Origin of the sequence: Pseudomonas sp. PvP001 (assembly GCF_040546375.1) — a bacterium.
In the GTDB taxonomy this organism is placed as follows: domain Bacteria; phylum Pseudomonadota; class Gammaproteobacteria; order Pseudomonadales; family Pseudomonadaceae; genus Aquipseudomonas; species Aquipseudomonas coleopterorum.
This window is the reverse complement of record NZ_JBEPNQ010000001.1, coordinates 4,508,509-4,528,563: the sequence shown is the minus strand read 5'-3', so window position 1 is coordinate 4,528,563 and position 20,055 is coordinate 4,508,509. Positions and strand designations below refer to the sequence as shown.

2 protein-coding genes are annotated in these 20,055 nt (G+C 66.0%); both read right to left on the bottom strand.

Going from position 1 to position 20,055, the window contains the following annotated elements:
- Position 1 precedes the first annotated feature (1 nt).
- Positions 2-12,310 carry a non-ribosomal peptide synthetase gene (locus tag ABMD26_RS20725; RefSeq protein ID WP_354311507.1) on the bottom strand — a complete coding sequence of 4,103 codons (12,309 nt, stop codon included), beginning with the start codon at positions 12,308-12,310 and terminating at the stop codon, positions 2-4.
- Positions 12,307-20,046, bottom strand: coding sequence for a non-ribosomal peptide synthetase (locus ABMD26_RS20720; protein WP_354311505.1), 7,740 nt, complete (start codon positions 20,044-20,046; stop codon positions 12,307-12,309). Before ABMD26_RS20720 ends, ABMD26_RS20725 begins: the two co-directional genes overlap by 4 nt.
- Between the last annotated feature and the right edge of the window lie 9 nt (positions 20,047-20,055).

The window sequence follows — 20,055 nt, the reverse complement described above, 5'->3', positions numbered from 1 at the left end:
CTCAAACCTCGAATTCATCCAGCCAGCGGGACATGTCGTTCAGCCGCTCGCGGTGATCGGCCGCTGCGGCGAACACGTCGCTGGGCAGTTGCCGGGCCAACTTCTGCACGGTGACGTGATCGAAGAAAGCGTTGATCGGTAGGTGACAGCCGTGACGCTGCTGCAACTGGGCGCGCACCTGCATGACGCTCAGCGAATGCCCGCCCAGCTCGAAGAAACTGTCGGTGACACCGATCTGCTCCAGCCCCAAGACCTCGGCCCAGATCGCCACGAGGGCGCGTTCTGCATCGGTGCTCGGCGGGACATGGGCACCGGAGCTGCCCTGCCCCTCGGGCTGTGGGAGGCGCTTGCGATCCAGCTTGCCATTGGCCGACAGCGGCATCGCTTCGAGTTGCACCAGTCGCCATGGCACCATGTACTCAGGAACGTGCTGGCCGAGGTGAAATTTAAGCGCGGCCTCATCGACGGCGTCGCCGACCCAGTAGCCCAGCAGTTGGTTGTCGCCGGCGATGACCACGCATTCACGCACCGCCGGGTGAGCCAGCAGCACCGCTTCGATCTCGCCCAACTCGATACGCAGGCCGCGCAATTTCACCTGATGATCGAGACGGCCGAGGTAGTCGATGGCGCCGTCCTCGCGCCAGCGCGCCAGGTCGCCGCTGCGGTACATAAGCGAGCCGGGCTCGCCGTAGGGGTTGGCAACGAAGCGCTCGGCGGTCAGCGCAGGGCGACCCAGGTAGCCGCGCGCCAGGTTGACGCCGGCGATGTACAACTCGCCCGCCACGCCGACCGGTACCGGATTGAGATCGGCATCGAGGATGTGGATCTGCGCGTTGGCGATGGGACGGCCGATGGGCACGCTGCTGCCGTCTTCGCGGCAGGCCCAGGCGGTGACGTCGATCGCCGCTTCGGTCGGGCCGTACAGGTTGTGCAGCTCGCTATTGGTCTGCGCCAGCACCTGGCGCTGCAACTCGGCCGGCAGGGCTTCGCCGCTGCAGATGATGCGCTTGAGCGAGGTGCAGGCCGGCAACTCGCCTGCCGACACAAACGCTTGCAGCATCGACGGCACGAAGTGCAGCGTGGTGATGCCGTGCTCGACGATCAGCTCGCGCAACGCTTGGGGATCACGGTGCGCACCGGGCGGTGCCATGACCAATGCGGCGCCGCTGAGCAACGGCCAGAAGAACTCCCATACCGATACATCGAAGGTGTAAGGGGTTTTCTGCAGCACCCGGTCATGGGCGGTAAGACCGTATTCAGCCTGCATCCATTGCAGTCGGTTGAGCAGACCCGCGTGGCGATTGCCAACGGCCTTGGGCTTGCCGGTAGAGCCCGAGGTGTACAGGCAGTAGACGAGGTTTTCCGGGTTGATAACGACGTTCGGCGAGGTGATCGATTGCGCGTCCAACTGCAGGCGCTCCAAAGCGTGCACCGGCACCCTGACTTCGCCCGACCATGTGTTCAACAGATGACTCTGAGTCAGCAACAACGGGCTACCACTGTCCTCAAGCATGCTCTGCAACCGCTCCCGCGGATGCTCTGGGTCCAGCGGCAGATACGCGCCACCCGCCTTGATCACACCCAGCAACGCCACCACCAACTCCACCGAGCGCTCGGCACACACCGCAACCGGCACATCCGGCCCAACGCCCTGCCCTCGCAGCCAATGGGCAAGCTGATTGGCGCGGGCATCGAGTTCCGCATAGCTCAAACGCGTGTCGCCGTGGACCAACGCCAGCGCATCGGGTGTAGCGCGCACCTGTTCGGCGATCATCGCCGGCAGGCTTGGATACTGCTGATACCCGCTATCGGTCGCGTTCCACGCCTTGATCTGCTGGACCTCGGCAGGGCTCAGCAAGGTCAGGCTGGCCAACGGACGCTGGCTGTCCTCAAACTGCGCCAACAGCCCGGCCAGGTGTTCGCTGAAGCGCAGGACATCGGCTTCGATGAACGCGTCCTGGCGATAGCTGAACTCGATCTGCAACTGCGCCCCCGCGTGGATCACCAGGGTCAGCGGATAATGAGTGGTTTCGTGACGCTGCACGGGTGAGAAACGCAAACCGCTGGCCTCGCCGAGGGCCTGTTCCACCGGATAGTTTTCGAACACCAGCAGCGTATCGAACAACGCCTGGCCACCCTGCCCGGCCCAACCCTGGATCTCGAACAGCGGTGTGTGTTCATGTTCGCGCAGCGCACTGTTCACGCCCTGCAACTGCCGCAGCCAGTCGCCCAGCGGCTGCCGAGGGAGCGGCGTCTGAATCACCGGCAATGTGTTGATGAACAGCCCCAACGTGCGTTCGGCCTCGGGCAACTGCGCCGGACGACCGGCCACCGTTGCGCCGAACGCCACCGTGGCCTGCCCGCTGTAGCGCTGCAGCAACAGGCTCCAGGCACCTTGCACCAAGGTGTTCAAGGTGACCCGCTTGCGGCGGGCGATGGCGCTCAGGCGTGCGGTCGTCGCCGCATCGCATTGCCAGAGGTGCTGGCGGTGACCCACGCCCTCGCCCGCGCCGCTCACCGTGCTGGCGAGCAAGGTCGGCTCGTGCAGATCGACCAGGCGTTCACGCCAGAACCGTTCGCGCTCGGCCAGATCGCGTTGCTGCAGCCATTGCACGTAGTCGACGAAACGCCCGGCCGGTTCGGCAGGCGGCGCGCCGCGATAGTGCTGCAGCACCTCGGCGATCAGCCGCGACGAACTCCAGCCGTCGAGCAACAGGTGATGGCTGGTGAGAATCAACTGGTAGCGTTGCTCGTCCAGGCGTACCAGCAGCACGCGAAGCAAGGGCGCCCTCGCCAGATCGAAACCTTCGTCACGCTCCTCCTTCGCCAACGCCTCGACCGCACCGTCGCCCTCGCTCCGGTCACGCCAGTCGAGCAGGCGCACCACCGACGGCACGCTGCGCCGCACGGCTTGCAAGGGCTGGCTCAACCCTTCCCAGAGGAACGCGGTGCGCAGCACGTCATGGCGAGCGACCGTGGTATCCCAGGCCTGTTGGAAGCGGGCTGCATCCAGGCCGTCGATGGCCAGGCTCAGTTGGTTGAGGTAATGGCTTTCATCGGGCGATTGCAAGGCATGGAAGAGCATGCCTTGCTGCAACGGCGACAGCGGATACAGTGCTTCGGTATCGACGGGCAGTTGCAGGCCATCCAGCGTCGCTTGATCCAGCCCAGCCAAGGCGAAGTCCGAAGGCGTGAAACGCTGTGCGTCCGGCTGCAGGCAATGTTCGATGAGCTGTTGCAACTCGTCGCACCAGGCTTGGGCCAAAGCCTCGATCCAGGCCGAGGCGAGCCGCGCGCCGCTGTACTGCCAGTTCATGTGCAGCTCACCCTGGCGCACCTGGGCATTGATGACCAGCTCATTGCCCAGCGGCGCATCGGGCGCCTGATCGTCGCCGCCACGCTCGCGGGCGAGGCGGAACAAGCCCTGGGCTTCCATGCCCAGATCGGTCTGGCCAAGGTAGTTGAAGGTGATCGAGGGTTGCGACCCGACAGCCAGTTCGGCGCGCACCTGCGGCTCGCCGAGGTAGCGCAGGATGCCGTAGCCCATACCGTGATCGGGAACCCGGCGCAGCTGTTCCTTGATGCCGCGAATCGCCACGCCGGCGTCCGCTTCGGGGTCGGTGTGCAGGCGCACCGGGTAGACACTGGTGAGCCAGCCGACGCTGCGGCTCAGGTCGACATCGCTGTATTGCGCCGGGACCTCGCGACCATGGCCTTCCAGAGCCACCAGCAAACTCTGACCGCCGGTGGCGCGCAAGACCACACGGGCCAGCGCGGTGAGCAGCAGTTCATCGACGCGGCTGCGATAGGCTTGCGGCGCCTGGGTCAGCAACTGACGCGTGAGGGGCTCGGCCAGGCGCACCTGACACTCGCGGACCTGGTCACGACGGCGGCTGCCCGCAGCGTCCAGCAGCGGCAGGCTGACAGCCCCGGCCGCAACCGTAGCGCGCCAGAAATCCAGCTCCGCCAGGCGCGCAGGCGCCTGCTCCAGGAGCACTTCGCCCCAGCGCTGGAACGCACTGGTCTTGTGCCCGAGGGTCGGCGTCCGGCCGGCCTGCAACTGTTCATACACACGTTGCAGATCATCGAGCAGGATGCGCCACGACACACCGTCCACCACCAGGTGGTGAGCCACCAGCAACAGACGCTGCCCCTGCGCCGTATCGAGCAGCAGCGCGCGCAGCAGCGGGCCTTCGCTCAGATTCAACAGGGCTTGGCTGCGACTGCACGCCTGGGTCATTTGCGCGCTGTCGGTAACCTGCAACTGGTCCAGCGGCACTGTGGCCGTTTCGGCGTGAGACTGCTGCCAGTGGCCGTCGTCGTCCTCGACGAAACGCAGGCGCAAGGCGTCGTGGTGGGCCACCAAGGTCTGCAGGGCCGTTTCGAGCAGCGTGGCGTTCAGGGGCTCGGTCGCCTGCAGCAGGACGGACTGGTTCCAGTGCTGCCGCGCGCTGATCGGGCTTTCGAAAAACCACGCCTGGATCGGCGTCAACGCCGCGGAACCGGTGACCGGCCCCTGCGCCTGGACGACACTTGCCTGGCGCTTGGCAACCTGGGCCAGGGCCCGAATGGTCTGCTGTTCGAACACCTGCCTGGGCGTCAGCAGCACGCCGGCCAGGCGCGCCCGGCCAACCAGCTGCAGGGACACGATGGAGTCGCCGCCCAACTCGAAGAAGTTTTCGTTCGCGCCCACGCGCTCCACGCCCAGCAACTGTTGCCAGAGGCCAGCCAGCACGATCTCCACCTCACCCTGAGGTGCAAGGAAATCGCCGCTCTGCGCGTGCCAGTCCGGAATCGGCAGCGCGGCCCGGTCGAGCTTGCCGTTGGGCGTTACCGGCAATTGCGGCAACCACAGCAAGCGGGACGGGATCATGTAGTCCGGCAACTGCTCGGCCAGCGCCTGCTTGACCCGAGATTCCAGAGTCGATTCATCTGCCGCCAACGTGGCCACGCCATAGGCGACCAGCCGCACGCCGGACGGTGAAGGCCGGGCCAGCACCACACAGTTTTCGACCTCGGGGTGCTGCTGAATGCAGGCCTCGACCTCGCCGGGTTCGATGCGATAGCCGCGAATCTTGATCTGCTGGTCGATGCGACCCACGTATTCAATGACCCCGTCGGCGCCCCACAGCACGCGGTCGCCGGTGCGGTACATGCGCGCACCGGGTGCGCCGAACGGATCCGGCACGAAGCGCTCGGCGCTGAGCGCCGGTCGGTCATGGTATTCACGGGCCAGGCCGCTGCCGCCCAGGTACAGCTCGCCGCTGACCCCGGCCGGCACCGGTTGCAGGCGCGCGTCGAGAATGTAGGCACGACGGTCACCCACCGGTCGGCCGATGGGGGCGTAGGCCGAGCGACAAGCTTGGCTCGCTGCGACCTTCCATACCAGCGGCGTGACCACGGTTTCGGTGGGCCCGTAGCCGTTGATCAAGGTGCGCGGCGCCAGGGTCTGGCGGATGCGTTCGAAGTTGGCCTGGGGCATGGCTTCGCCACCGAAGGAATACAGGTCCAACTTTGGCGCCTGCCCCTGCGCCTGGGCTTCGGCGGCGAGCTGCGTCAGGTACACCGGCGGGAAGCCGGCGTTGGTGACCTGCTGTTCGGCCAAGGTCTGCAAGGTGCGCGCCGCTGACCACAGTTCTTCGTCGCGCAGCACCAGGCTGGCGCCACAAGTCAGGGCGGTCATCCAGCGCTCGTGGGCGCCGTCGAACGCGAATGAGATGAAGTGGAATTCGCGGGAGGCCTCGCTCATGTCGTACAGCGGCGCGGTGGCAGCGCAATGCATGGCCAGCGGACCATGAGCGACCGCAACCCCTTTGGGCGTGCCGCTGGAACCTGAGGTGTAGATCAGGTAGGCGAGATTCTGCGCCTGCACACCGACCTCGGGGGCGTGCTCGCTGTAGTCGTCGAGCGCCTCGCGGTCGAGGTCGAGCAGCGGCAGTCCCGGCATTTCGGGCAACCTCTCGTGCGCCAGCTGCTCGGTGATCAGCAGGCTCATGCCGCTGTCCTGCAGCACATAGCCCAGACGTTCGCGGGGGTAGTCCAACGCCAGCGGCACAAAGGCGGCACCGGCCTTGGCCACGGCGAGCAACGCCACCAGCAGCCGATTGGAGCGCTGCAGCGCCACGCCGACGCGCATCTCCGCACCGATGCCGCGGGCAATCAGGGCATGGGCCAGACGGTTGGCCTGCCGCTCCAGTTCACCTCGGGTGAGGGTCTCACTGGCGCAGATCAAGGCGACGCGCTGCGGATCGGCAGCGGCATGGGCGGCGATGCGCTGCTGCACACTGATGAACGCGTGCGGTGCGTAGTCCGAGGTGCCCCAGGCCATGACCTGGCGGTATTCGCGGCTGCCGAGCGGGCTGATCGTCGCCAGCGGCTGCTGGGCGTCTGCGATCAGACCGAGCAGCAGGCTGTTGAGGTGCTGCACCAGCGCCTCGACGCGCGCCGCGGCAAACGCATCGCGGCGGTAGCCGAAGGTGATGTCCAGCGTCTCACCGGCGAAGATCGCCACGGACAACGGATAATGGGTGGCTTCACGCGTGCTCGATGCTTCGATACGCACGCCGCTGCGCTGGCGCATGGCGTGGTCGACGGGGTAGTTTTCGAACACCAGCAGGCTGTCGAACAGGCTTTGCCCGCCCAACCCTGCCCAACGCAGAATGTCCGCCAATGGCGTGTGTTCGTACTCCCCCGCGTCGGCGCTGCGGGCTTGCAGTCCACGCAGCCACTCACCCACTTTTTCGCCCGGCTCGCCACTGCCGATCACCGGAACGGTATTGATGAACAGCCCCACCACAGACTCGGCATCGTCGAGCGCCGTGGGCCGGCCCGATACGGTCGTGCCGAACGCCACCTGCGCCTGCCCGGTGTAGGTTTGCAGCAAGAGAATCCAGGCGCCCTGCACCAGGGTGTTGAGGGTCACCCGCTGGCGACGGGCAAATTGGCGCAGGCGCTGGGTGTCCTGGGCCGACAGGCCGCTGCGGATCACCCCATGACCGGTTACATCGCTCAGGCCCTGTGTGTCCTGGGCCGGCAGGCTTTGAGCGAGCAGCGTCGGTCCGTCCAGCACCGCCAGACGCGCCTGCCAGTACGCTTGCGCAGCCTCGCCGTCGCGGGTACCCAACCAGGCGATGTAGTCGCGATACTGGCTGCGCGGCGCCAGCGGCTGCTCGCCCGCGTAACGTTGCAGCACCTCGCCGATCAGGCGCGCACTGCTCCAGCCATCCAGCAGAATGTGGTGGAAGGTCCAGATCATGCGGCAACGGTTGGCGTCCAGCTGCAACAACTGCACCCGTTGCAGCGGCAGGCAGGTGAGGTCGAACCCTTTCGAGCGCTCTGCAGCCGCCCAGTCGTCCAGCGCCTGCTGGGTGAGCCCACGGGCATCGTCCACCTGCGCCACGGCCGGGCAGCGGCGCAGAACGGCCTGCAGCGGCACCTGCAGTTCGCCTTGCCCGAGGAACACGCTGCGCAAGGTGGCGTGCTGCTGCACGGTGCTGTCCCAGGCCTGCAGGAACCGCTGCAGATCCAGCCCTTCGAGCACCACATCGATCTGATTGACGTAGGCCGCCTGGGCATCGCCTTGCAGGCTGTGGAACAGCAGGCCTTGCTGCAGAGGCGACAGCGGATAGAGGTCTTCCACGTCGCGTGCGGCCAGGGGCAAGGCGTCGAGTTGAGCCTGGGTCAGTTCGGCCAGCGGTACGTCGGCAGGCGTCAGTGCCGCGTTCTCCGGGGCCAGGCAGTGGGCGGCGAGTAGGCTCAGTTCGGCGCGCAGATCGTCCAGCAGACACTCCAGTTGCGAGGGGCTGTAATGACTGGCGTCGGCCCGGGCGTCGAAGTGCAGTTGGCCTTCCACCAGGCGCGCATTGACCGTCAATGCATGGCTGAGCGGCGCCTCGTCGTCGCGCTGCCGGCCCTGCGGTTCACTGGCCAGGGTGAACAGGCGCTGAGCGTCGAAGCCGGTGTCGTATTGGCCCAAATAGTTGAACATCACCTGTGGCGAGGCCTGCTCGGCGAGCGACGCCTGGGCGGACGACGGGCCCAGGTAGCGCAGCGCGCCGTAGCCGATGCCCTTGTTCGGCACCTGGCGCAGTTGCTCCTTGACCGCCTTGATGGCGGTGCCCAGATCGCCCAGGCCCGGACTCAGGCGCACCGGGTACAGGCTGGTGAACCAACCGACGCTGCGCTCGATGTCCAGGCCGTCGCTGTAGGGCGCAGGCAAGGCGCCACGGCCATGGCTTTCGAGGGCCACGCTCAGCGAGGTCTGGCCGCTGTGTCGGCACAGCACGCGGGCCAGGGCCACCAGCAGCAGTTCATCCAGACGCGTGCGGTAGGCGCCCGGTGCTTCCTTGTGCAGGCGGCGAGTCAGTTCGGCCGGCAGGCGCAGCCGGTGTTCCACGGCCTGGCCTTCGCGACCCAGGGCCTGAGCCGGTTGCCCTTGCGTCTGCGCGCGCCAGTATTCCAGTTCATCGAGCAGCGCCGGGCTTTGCGCGAAGGCCAGCAGCCGTTCGCCCCATTGCCCGAAGCTGGCCCCCCCCGGCGCCAGCGTCACCCCCCGGCCGGCGCTGTGCTGCCGATAGGCGTGCTGCAAGTCCTCCACCAGCACGCGCCAGGACACGCCATCCACCACCAGGTGATGAATCACGATCAACAACCGTTGGCTGCCGTCGCTCAACGCCAGCAACGCGGCGCGCAACACGCGCCCCTCGTTCAGGTCGAGACTGGCTTGCAGGCGCTCGGCCTCGTGAAGGAAGGTTTCGGCGTCCGGGGCATCGATTTCCACCAGCAGGTCGTCGCGGCTGAACGCGGTGTAGCGTTGCTGCCAAGTGCCATCGGCACCCTGGTGGTAACGCAGACGCAGGCTGGCGTGGTGCTCGGCCAGAGCCCCCAGGCTGGCGCGAAGTGGCTCGGCCTGCAAGGCCTGCAACGGGCGCAGCAAGGCCGACTGGTTCCAGTGCTGAGGCTGGGCAATGTCCTGGCTGAAAAAATAGTGCTGGATCGGCGTCAGCGGCGCCGGCCCGCTGGCCACGGTCGGCACTCGCTCTACACTCTGACAGGCGCTGCGTGCGGCCTGCGCCAGCGCGGCCAGGGTCGGGTGCAGGAACAGATCACGCGGGCTCAGCTGCCACCCTACCTGTCGCGCCCGGCTGATCACCTGCAAGGACAGAATGGAGTCGCCGCCCAGCTCGAAGAAGTTGTCGGCGACACCCACCTCTTCGACGCCCAAGACCTCGGCCCAGATCGATGCCAAGGCCCGCTCGACCTCGCTGCGCGGTGCAATGTAGGCCTCGACGGCGACCTGCCCTTCGGGGGCTGGCAATTGCTTGCGATCGAGCTTGCCGTTGGCCGACAGCGGCATGGCGTCGAGCGGTACGAGGCGCCACGGCACCGTGTATTCGGGCACGTGCTGGCCTAGATGTGTCTTGAGCTCGGTCTCATCGGTACCGCTGCCCACCCAGTAACCGATCAGTTTTTCGTCACGAGCGATGACCACGCATTCCTGGACGTTCGGGTGAGCCAACAGCACCGCTTCGATCTCGCCCAGTTCGATACGCAGGCCGCGCAATTTGACTTGGTGATCGAGACGACCGAGGTAGTCGATGGCGCCGTCGGTACGCCAACGCGCCAGGTCACCGCTGCGGTACATCCGCGAGCCGGGCGCGCCGTAAGGGTTGGCGACGAAGCGTTCGGCGGTCAATGCGGGGCGGCCCAGATAACCACGCGCCAGGTTGACGCCGGCGATGTACAGCTCACCCGCCACCCCGACCGGCACCGGATTGAGATCGGCATCCAGAATGTGGATCTGGGTGTTAGCGATGGGACGGCCGATCGGTACGCTGTTGCCGTCTTCGCGGCAGGCCCAGGCGGTGACGTCGATTGCCGCCTCGGTCGGCCCGTACAGGTTGTGCACCTCGCTATCAGTCTGCGCCAGCACCTGGCGCTGCAACTCGGCCGGTAGGGCTTCGCCGCTGCAGATGATCCGTTTGAGCGAGGTGCAAGCCGGCAACTCACCCGCCGACACGAACGCTTGCAGCATGGACGGTACGAAGTGCAAGGTGGTGATGCCGTGCTCGACGATCAGCTCGCGCAGCGCTTGCGGATCACGGTGCGCACCGGGCGGAGCCATGACCAACGAAGCACCGCTGAGCAACGGCCAGAAGAATTCCCATACCGATACGTCGAAGGTGTAAGGGGTCTTTTGCAATACCCGGTCGTTGGCGGTCAGTCCGTATTCGGCTTGCATCCATTGGAGCCGGTTGAGCAGACCGGCGTGGCGATTGCCGACGGCTTTGGGCTTGCCGGTGGAGCCTGAGGTATACAGGCAATAGACGAGGTTTTCCGGGCTGATGACAACGCCCGGCGCATTCGCAGGTTGGCCGCTAAGCGGCAGAAGCTCAAGTGCGTAAACCGGTACGCGTGCCCAGGCGTCCATCAGGTGCTTCTGAGTCAGCAACAACGGACTGCCGCTGTCTTCGAGCATGCCCTGCAGCCGCTCCCGCGGATGCTCCGGGTCCAGCGGCAGATACGCACCGCCCGCCTTGATCACACCCAGCAACGCCACCACCAACTCCACCGAACGCTCGGCACAGACGGCAACCGGCACATCCGGACCAACGCCCTGCCCTTGCAGCCAATGGGCAAGCTGATTGGCGCGGGCATCGAGTTCGGCATAGCTCAAACGTGTGTCGCCATGGACCAACGCCAGCGCATCGGGTGTGGCGCGCACCTGTTCGGCGATCAGCGCTGGCAGGCTCGCGTAGGACGGATAGTCTTCCTGAGTGGCGTTCCAGGTGCTCATCTGCGCCTGCTCGGCCGGTGTCAGCGGCGCCAGTTCATGCAGCGCGCGCTCGGGCTGTTCCAGCACCCGTTCGAGCAGGTGCACGAAGTGCGCGTGCCATGCCTGCACGGTGGCAGCCTCGAGCAGGTCGGTGGCGTAGCTGAAGGTCGCGGTAATCTGGCCTTGGGGGTTTTCTTCGGTGGTCAGGGCCACGTCCAGCTGCGCGGTCTGGGCCGTCTGCTCCAGACGCTCGAACACCAGGCCGCCCGCCTCCACCTCACGGTCGCCACGCTGCAAGTGGTTGAACAGCACCTGAAACAACGGGTTGCGGCCCAGGCTGCGCGCCGGTTGCAGCGCCTCGACCAGGTGTTCGAAGGGCACGTCCTGGTGAGCCTGAGCCTGCAAGGCCTGTTCACGCACGGCCTTGAGCTGGTCGACGAAAGACGCTTGCCGCGACACCTGCAGCGGCCAGACCTGAGTATTGACGAAGCAGCCCATCAAACCCTGGGTGGCGGCGGACGTGCGATTGGCCACCGGAATGCCGATACGCAACTGCGACTGACCACACAGCCGGCCGAGCCACACCCCGTAAGCCGCCAGCAGGACCATGAACGGCGTGGCGTGCTGGGCGCGGGCGAACTGGCGCAGGCGCTGGCTGAGGGCGTCGGGCAAGGCTTTGCCGACCCGGGCGCCGCGGTAGCTGGGCAAGCCGGGCCGCAGATGATCCACCGGCAACTCCAGCACCGGTTCCTCGGTGCCCAGGCGCTCGCGCCAGTACGCCAGTTGCTGCTCGCCCTCACCCGCTTCCAGCCACAGGCGCTGCCAACGGGCGTAGTCGCTGTACTGAATCTCGAGGCTGGGCAAGGCATCGGCATCGCCCCGCAGACGGCGGGCGTAGCCGCTGGCCAGCTCCTCGACGAAGAGTTCGACCGAGACGCCATCGGCAACGATGTGGTGCAAGGTGACCAGCAAGGCATGCCGCTCGGTCTCACAATGCACCAGGCACAAACGCAGCAAGGGGCCTTGAGTGAGATCGAACGGTCGTGTGGCCTGCTCTTGCGCCAGACGCGCCAACGCAGCATCGCGGGCCGACACCGATACGTCGCTGAGGTCTTCGCGGGTCAGTGTCACGGTGCAGGCATCGACGTCGTGCACGCGCACCACCGGTTCGCCGTCCTGAGTGGGGAAGTCGCTGCGCAGCACCGCGTGTCGGGCCACGATGTCGGCAATCGCCGCCTGCAAAGCGGCCTCGTTCAGCTCGCCAGACAATTGCAGGCCACCGGTGATGTGATAGGCGCTGGCGGTCGGCTCCAACTGCCAGAGCAGCCATAGCCGCTTCTGACTGTAGGACAACGGTGATTGCGCCTCGGGAGGTGCCGGGACGATCGGCAGGCGACGGGCGTCGATGCCTTTTGCGCGCAGTTGCTGCAGAAATATCCGCTGCTTTTGCGCTGGAAGCGCGTTGAACCGTTCCGCCAACGGGCGCAACGGATCGTCACGCAGGCTAGGGCCGTGGGGTTGGCTCAGGTCGTTCATTCGATGCGCTCCAGTTCGTTCAGCAATTGGGTCATGGCGTCCACCTCCTCTTCGGGGGCGTGCGCCGGAATGTGCTCCAGGTGCCGAGCGAGCGCCTCGACGGTGGGTGTGTCGAACACCGCGCCGAGATGAATCTGTACGCCCAATTGGTGGCGGATCTGCGAAGCCAGACGGGTCGCGAGCAGCGAATGCCCGCCCAACTCGAAAAAGTCATCCGTCACCCCGACCCGCGCCACGCCCAACACTTCGGACCAGATCCTTGCCAGGTCGCGTTCGGCGTCAGTGCGCGGTTCGACATGCCCTTTGACGGCCTGAACCTCGATCTGCGGCAGGCGCTTGCGATTCAGCTTGCCGTTGGCCGACAGCGGCATGGCTTCGAGTTGCAGCAGTCGCCACGGCACCATGTACTCAGGAACGTGCTGGCCGAGGTGAAATTTAAGCGCGGCCTCGTCAACGGCGTCGCCGACCCAGTAGCCCAGCAGTTGGTTGTCTGCGGCAACCACCACACACTCGCGCACCGCCGGGTGAGCCAGCAGCACCGCTTCGATCTCGCCCAACTCGATACGCAGGCCGCGCAATTTGACCTGGTGATCGAGGCGACCGAGGTAGTCGATGGCGCCGTCCTCGCGCCAGCGCGCCAGGTCGCCGCTGCGGTACATGCGCGAGCCGGGCGCGCCGTGGGGATTGGCGACGAAGCGCTCGGCGGTCAGCGCAGGGCGACTCAGATAGCCGCGCGCCAGGTTGACGCCGGCGATGTACAACTCGCCCGTCACGCCGACCGGCACCGGATTGAGATCGGCATCCAGAATGTGGATCTGGGTGTTGGCAATGGGACGGCCGATCGGCACGCTGTTGCCGTCTTCACGACAGGCCCAGGCGGTGACGTCGATGGCCGCTTCGGTGGGGCCGTACAGGTTATGCAGTTCGCTGGACGTCTGCACCAGCACCTGGCGCTGCAACTCGGCCGGCAAAGCTTCGCCGCTGCAGATGATGCGCTTGAGCGAGGTGCAGGCTGGCAACTCGCCTGCCGACACGAACGCTTGCAGCATCGACGGCACGAAGTGCAGCGTGGTGATGCCGTGCTCGACGATCAGCTCGCGCAACGCTTGCGGATCGCGGTGCGCACCGGGCGGAGCCATGACCAATGAAGCACCGCTGAGCAACGGCCAGAAGAATTCCCATACCGATACATCGAAGGTGTACGGGGTCTTTTGCAGCACTCGATCATGGGAGGTCAGGCCGTATTCAGCCTGCATCCACTGCAGGCGGTTGAGCAGACCGGCGTGGCGATTGCCGACGGCTTTCGGCTTGCCGGTGGAGCCCGAGGTGTACAGGCAGTAGACGAGGTTTTCCGGGCCAATGACGACGTCCGGCGCGCTCATCGGCAAACCGCTCAGGGGCAGATCTTCAAGCGCATAAACAGGAACATCCGCCGCGCCCGGCCATTTTTCCATCAGGTGCTTCTGAGTCAGCAACAACGGACTGCCACTGTCTTCGAGCATGCCCTGCAGTCGCTCCCGCGGATGCTCCGGGTCCAGCGGTAGATACGCGCCGCCCGCTTTGATCACACCCAGCAACGCCACCATCAACTCCACCGAGCGCTCCGCACACACCGCAACCGGTACATCCGGACCAACACCCTGCCCTTGCAGCCAATGGGCAAGCTGATTGGCGCGGGCATCCAGCTCGGCGTAGCTCAAACGTGTGTCGCCATGGACCAACGCCAATGCATCGGGTGTGGCGCGCACCTGATCGGCGATCAGCGCAGGCAAGCTTGGATAAGACGGATACCGAATATCCGTAGCGTTCCAGTCCGACAACTGCCGTTGCTGCACCGCATCGAGCAGGCGCAGATCGCCCAGGCGTAGCGAAGCCGTGTCCAGCGCCGGGGCTGCCATCGTCAACAACAGGTTGCGCAAATGCTCGCCGATCCGAGCCACGCTGTCCGCCGCGAAAGCGCTCAGCAGATAGCTCAGTTGCACGTTCAGGGTATCGCCGGCATGGATCACCACGGTCAGCGGGTAATGGGTGGTCTCCCGCGAAATGACCTGGCCGAACCGCACGCCACTGCCGCTGCGCAAGGCGCTGTCCACCGGATAGTTTTCGAACACCAGCACGCTGTCGAACAGCGCCTGGCCACCCTGCCCGGCCCAGCGCTGGATATCGAACAGCGGCGTGTGCTCGTGCTCGCGAAGTGTCAGGTTGAGCGATTGCAGCTCGCGCAGCCAGTCGCCCAACAGACGCTGCGGGCCGGGCGCCTGAATGACCGGCAAGGTGTTGATGAACAGCCCGAGCATGCGCTCGGCATCGGCCAGCGCGGCTGGGCGGCCGGCCACGGTGGCGCCAAAGGCCACGCTGCGCTGCCCGGTGTAGCGCTGCAAAAGCAGGCTCCAGGCACCCTGCACCAGCGTGTTGAGGGTCACCCGCTCACGCCGGGCGAACGCCGTCAGTGTCGCGGTGGTCGCCTCGTCCACGTGCAGGCGCAGATCGCCATGTCCCGGCTGCTCGGGCACTGCCGGCAAGGCGTCGGCCAATCGCGTCGGCGCATCCAGGTGACGCAGCTGGTCGGTCCAGAACGCCTCGCTCGCCTGCCCATCCTGACGTGCCAGCCAGGCCAGGTAATCGCGATAGGCGCTCGCGCTCGGCACCGGCGACTCGCCGCGATAATGCAAGAGCACTTCTTCGAGCATTCGCGCGGTGGCCCAGCCGTCGAGAAGGATGTGATGGCGGGTCCAGATCAGCTGGTAATCCCGTTCGCCCAGGCGCACCAGCAACAGCCGTTGCAGCGGCGGTTGGCGCAGGTCGAAGCCCTGGTCGCGCTGGGCGTCAGCTAGTTCGGCCAGGTCCAGGCGCACCTGCTGCCCAGGGCGTGCGCGCCAGTCCAGGTGCTGCACCGGCGAAGGCAACTGGCGATGAATCCATTGCAGCGGCTGCGGCAGATCGCCGTCCCAGACAAAACCGGCGCGCAGGATCGCGTGCTCGCGGGTGACACGCTCCCAGGCCTCCGCAAAGCGCAGGCCGTCCACGTCGCTGAGCGGCACGCTAACCTGATTGACGTAGGTGCTGCGGGTGCCGCCTTGCAGGGCATGAAAGAGCAAACCCTGCTGCAATGGCGACAAGGGGTACAGGTCCTCAAGGTCGGCCGCGGCCACCGGCAGGGCATCCAGTTGCGCCTGAGTGAGCTGCGCCAGCGGAAAGTCCGCCGGCGTGACGCCCGCGACCCCAGGGCTCAGGCAATGGTCGATCAGCCCGGCCAATGTCGCCAGATACCGTTGCGTCAGGGCTTGCACCACGACCGTATCGAAACGCTCGACGCCGTAGCGCCAGCTCAGGTGCAGGCAGCCGTCACGCACCTGGCCGGTCACCACCCATTCGCTGTCGGCCTCGGCGCTGGGGTCCAGGGAAGCACCCAAGGGCTCATCGGCCCAGGCGAACAGTCCGCCGGCCGAACGACCCGGATCGAACTGGCCGAGGTAGTTGAAGGTGACCTGCGGGGCCGTCCGGGCCGCCAGTTGCTGTGCCAGCTCGCCCCGGTCGAGGTAGCGCAGTACGCCATGACCCAGCCCCTCGCCCGGCACCGCACGCAGCTGTTCCTTGATCGCCTTGATGGCTTGCTCCGGCGCGTCACTGCCGGGCGTGAGTTGCAGCGGGTAGAGGGCGGTGAACCAGCCCACGCTACGGCTCAGGTCCATATCCGCATCAGCATCGGATGTGCGGCCGTGACCTTCCATAAGGATGTCCGCCGCCGACTGACCACTCCAGTGGCACAGCGTTTGCGCCAGCGAGGTCAACAGCAGCTCGGTGATGCGCGTGCGATAAGCACCATTGGCAGCACCGAGCAGCGCCTGGGTGCGCGCCGCATCGAGTTGCACGCGCACCTGAGCGGTGTCAGCCAAGGCACGGCTGCCGTGCGGATGCTGCACGTTCAGCGAAGCATCCGGGGTCTGCGCATAGGTGCGCCAGTAGTCGCGCTCGGCCTCGCTTACCCCCAGTCGCGCCTCATTGACGAGGTACTCACCCCATGCCTTGAAGCTGGTCGTGCGCGAAGCCAGTTCAAGCGGCAAACCCGCCAGCGCCTGAGTGTGCAGCCGAGCCAGATCTTCCAGCAGGATGCGCCAGGACACCCCATCCACCACCAAGTGATGGGCGACCAGCAACAGCCGCTGGCTGCCGTCGCCCAGTTCCATGAGCACGGCCTTGAACAGCGGCCCCTGGTCCAGATCGAAGCCACGCTGGGCGGCTTCACACAGCGCAGTGATCGCCTCGGACCCGGCGTCGCCCAGGCTCTGGCACTGCAGCAGCGAGGCCGTAGCTTGCCCGTGGTGTGCGCGCCAGCGGCCTTCGACTCGGTGAAAGTGCAGGCGCAGGGCATCGTGATGGGCGTACAGCGCGGTCAGCGCCTTGTCCAGCGCCTGTGGCTGGAGTGGCTGCAACGGCCGTAGCAGCAATGCCTGATTCCAGTGGCCCGGGACAGGCACTGCCTGGGCGAAAAAATGCGCCTGGATCGGTGTGATCGGCGCCTCGCCCTGCACCGGGCCGTTGTCGACACGAGAGTGGTCCAAGGCCACCGCGACGGCTGCCAAGGCAGCGATGTGTTGATGCTCGAACACATCGCGTGGCTTCAATTGCCACCCGGCCTGCCGCGCCCGGCTGATCACCTGCAAGGACAGAATGGAGTCGCCGCCCAGCTCGAAGAAGTTGTCGGCGACACCCACCTGTTCGACACCCAAGACCTCGGCCCAGATCGACGCCAAGGCCCGTTCGACCTCGCTGCGCGGTGCGACGTAGGCCTCGACGGCGACCTGCCCTTCGGGCGTCGGCAATTGCTTGCGATCGAGCTTGCCGTTGGCCGACAGCGGCATGGCTTCGAGCTGTACGAGGCGCCACGGCACCATGTAGTCGGGCACGTGCTGGCCTAGATGGGTCTTGAGTTCGGCTTCATCCGTGTCGCCGCCTACCCAGTAACCGATGAGTCTCTCGTCACGGGCGATGACCACGCTTTCCTGTACGTTCGGGTGAGCCAGCAGCACCGCTTCGATTTCGCCCAGTTCGATACGCAGGCCGCGCAATTTGACTTGGTGATCAAGACGACCGAGGTAGTCGATGGCGCCGTCGTTGCGCCAGCGCGCCAGGTCGCCGCTGCGGTACAGGCGCGAGCCGGGCGCGCCGTAGGGGTTGGCGACGAAGCGTTCGGCGGTCAGCGCGGGGCGACCCAGGTAGCCGCGCGCCAGGTTGATCCCAGCGATGTACAACTCACCGGCCACGCCCACGGGTACCGGATTGAGATCGGCATCGAGGATGTGGATCTGCGTATTGGCGATGGGCCGGCCGATCGGCACACTGCTGCCGTCTTCGCGGCAGGCCCAGGCCGTGACGTCGATGGCCGCCTCGGTCGGGCCGTACAGGTTGTGCAGCTCGCTAGACGTCTGCGCCAGCACTTGGCGCTGCAACTCGGCCGGCAGGGCTTCGCCGCTGCAGATGATGCGTTCGAGCGAGGTGCAAGCCGGCAACTCACCCGCCGACACGAACGCCTGCAGCATCGAAGGCACGAAGTGCAGCGTGGTGATGCCGTGCTCGACGATCAGTTCGCGCAACGCTTGCGGATCACGGTGCGCACCGGGCGGAGCCATGACCAGCACGGCGCCACTGAGCAGCGGCCAGAAGAATTCCCATACCGATACGTCGAAGGTGTACGGGGTCTTTTGCAGCACTCGATCATGGGAGGTCAGCCCGTATTCGGCCTGCATCCATTGCAGTCGGTTGAGCAGACCGGCGTGGCGATTGCCGACGGCTTTGGGCTTGCCGGTGGAGCCCGAGGTGTACAGGCAGTAGACGAGGTTTTCCGGACTGATGAGAACGTCCGGCGCGCTCATCGGCAAGCCGCTCAGGGGCAGATCTTCCAGTGCATAAACAGGAACACCCGCCTCGTCCGACCATTTTTCTACCAACTCACTCTGAGTCAGCAACAACGGATTGCCACTGTCCTCCAGCATGCCCTGCAGCCGCTCCAGCGGATGCTCCGGATCCAGCGGCAGATACGCACCGCCCGCCTTGATCACGCCCAGCAACGCCACCACCAATTCCACCGAGCGCTCGGCACAGACGGCAACCGGCACATCCGGACCAACGCCCTGCCCTTGCAGCCAATGGGCAAGCTGATTGGCGCGGGCATCCAGTTCGGCGTAGCTCAAACGCGTTTCGCCATGGACCAAAGCCAACGCAGCGGGCGTCGCACGCACCTGTTCAGCGATCAGCGCAGGCAGGCTCGGATACTGCGGGTAGCCACTGTCGGTCGCGTTCCAGGCGCTCAATTGGTACAGCTCGGCAACATCCATCAGCGGCAGGCTGAATACCGACCGATCGGGCGCGGCGACCATGCCCTGCACGAGCTGAGCAAGATGCTGGCCCATGCGCGCGATGGTCGCGGCGTCATAGAGCGCGGTGACGTACTCCAGCCGGCAATCGATGCCGTCAGGGTTGGCAATGACATCGAGGGTAAGGTCGAAACGCGCACTCTCCAGCTCCACGTCCAACACCTGCACCTGCAATCCGGGCAGATGCAGGGCCTGGGCGTCCCGCGAATGGCGAAAGTTGAACAGCACCTGGAACAGCGCCGTGTGATGCAGATCTCGGCTCAGATTCAGGCCGTCCATGACGCACTCGAAGGGAAAATCCGATTGCTCCAATGCGACACGGCTTTGCTCGCGCAAACGGCGGCACAGCCCACGCGTGGTCAGCGCAGGCTCCAGCCGTGCGCGGTACACCTGGGTGTTGACAAAGAAACCAACGATGTTCTGCACCTGGGCATGGCTGCGCGCAGCGTTGGGCACACCGACGGCAAAGTCGCGCTGGCCGCTGTAGCGCGCCAACAGCACTTGCCAGGCGCCCAGCAACACCACGAAGGGCGAGCACTGCTGCAATCGGCAGAATTCTCGCAGTGCCTGGGCCGTGCTGGCCGGCAGGCGAAGGTCATGACGCGCCGCGTCCAGGCGCGGTTCGGCGCGACGCGGTCGGTCGCTGGGCAGTTCGAGCACCGGCACGTCCTGGCCCAGATAATCACGCCAGTAGGCCTGAGCCTGGCGGCCCGCCTGGCCGCCAACGTACTCGCGCTGCCAGGTCGCATAGTCGGCGTACTCCAGCGGCAGTGTCGGCAAGGCGCGGTCGTGGCCTTGCAGGGCGGCGGCATAGGCCTGGCCGAGGTCGGCAATCAGCAGCGGGTTCGACCAGGCGTCTGCAACGATGTGATGCAGGCACAACAGCAACACGGCACCGCCAGGGTAGCGCAGCAGACTGGCGCGCAGCAGAGGTGCCTGCCCCAGGTCGAAGGGTACGGCGACGCGTTGGCGCAGGGCTGCTTGCAACCCTGTGTCGTCAGGCAGGTCGACGCATTCCAGATGAAATTTCACCTCGGGATCGATGACCTGCAGAGGTTGCCCATCGACTTGCACGAAACGCGTGCGCAGGCTGGCATGGCGCTCGATCAGTCGGCGCAGGGCGGCCTGCAAGGCCGGGACATCCGGCTGGCCTTGAATCTGCAATGCACGAGCCGAGTTATAGGCCGGGCTGTGTACGTCATATTGTTGAAGAAACCACAAACGGCGCTGGGCGAACGACAGCGGCGCCGGTCCATCTTCGGTGCGGCGGACCGGCCCGCTGGGTGTGGCTGGCGCTGCATCGTCCAGTCCTTCGTCATCCAGTAACAGGGCAAGCAACTCGTCGCGGTCGATATCGGTCATGGTCAATCC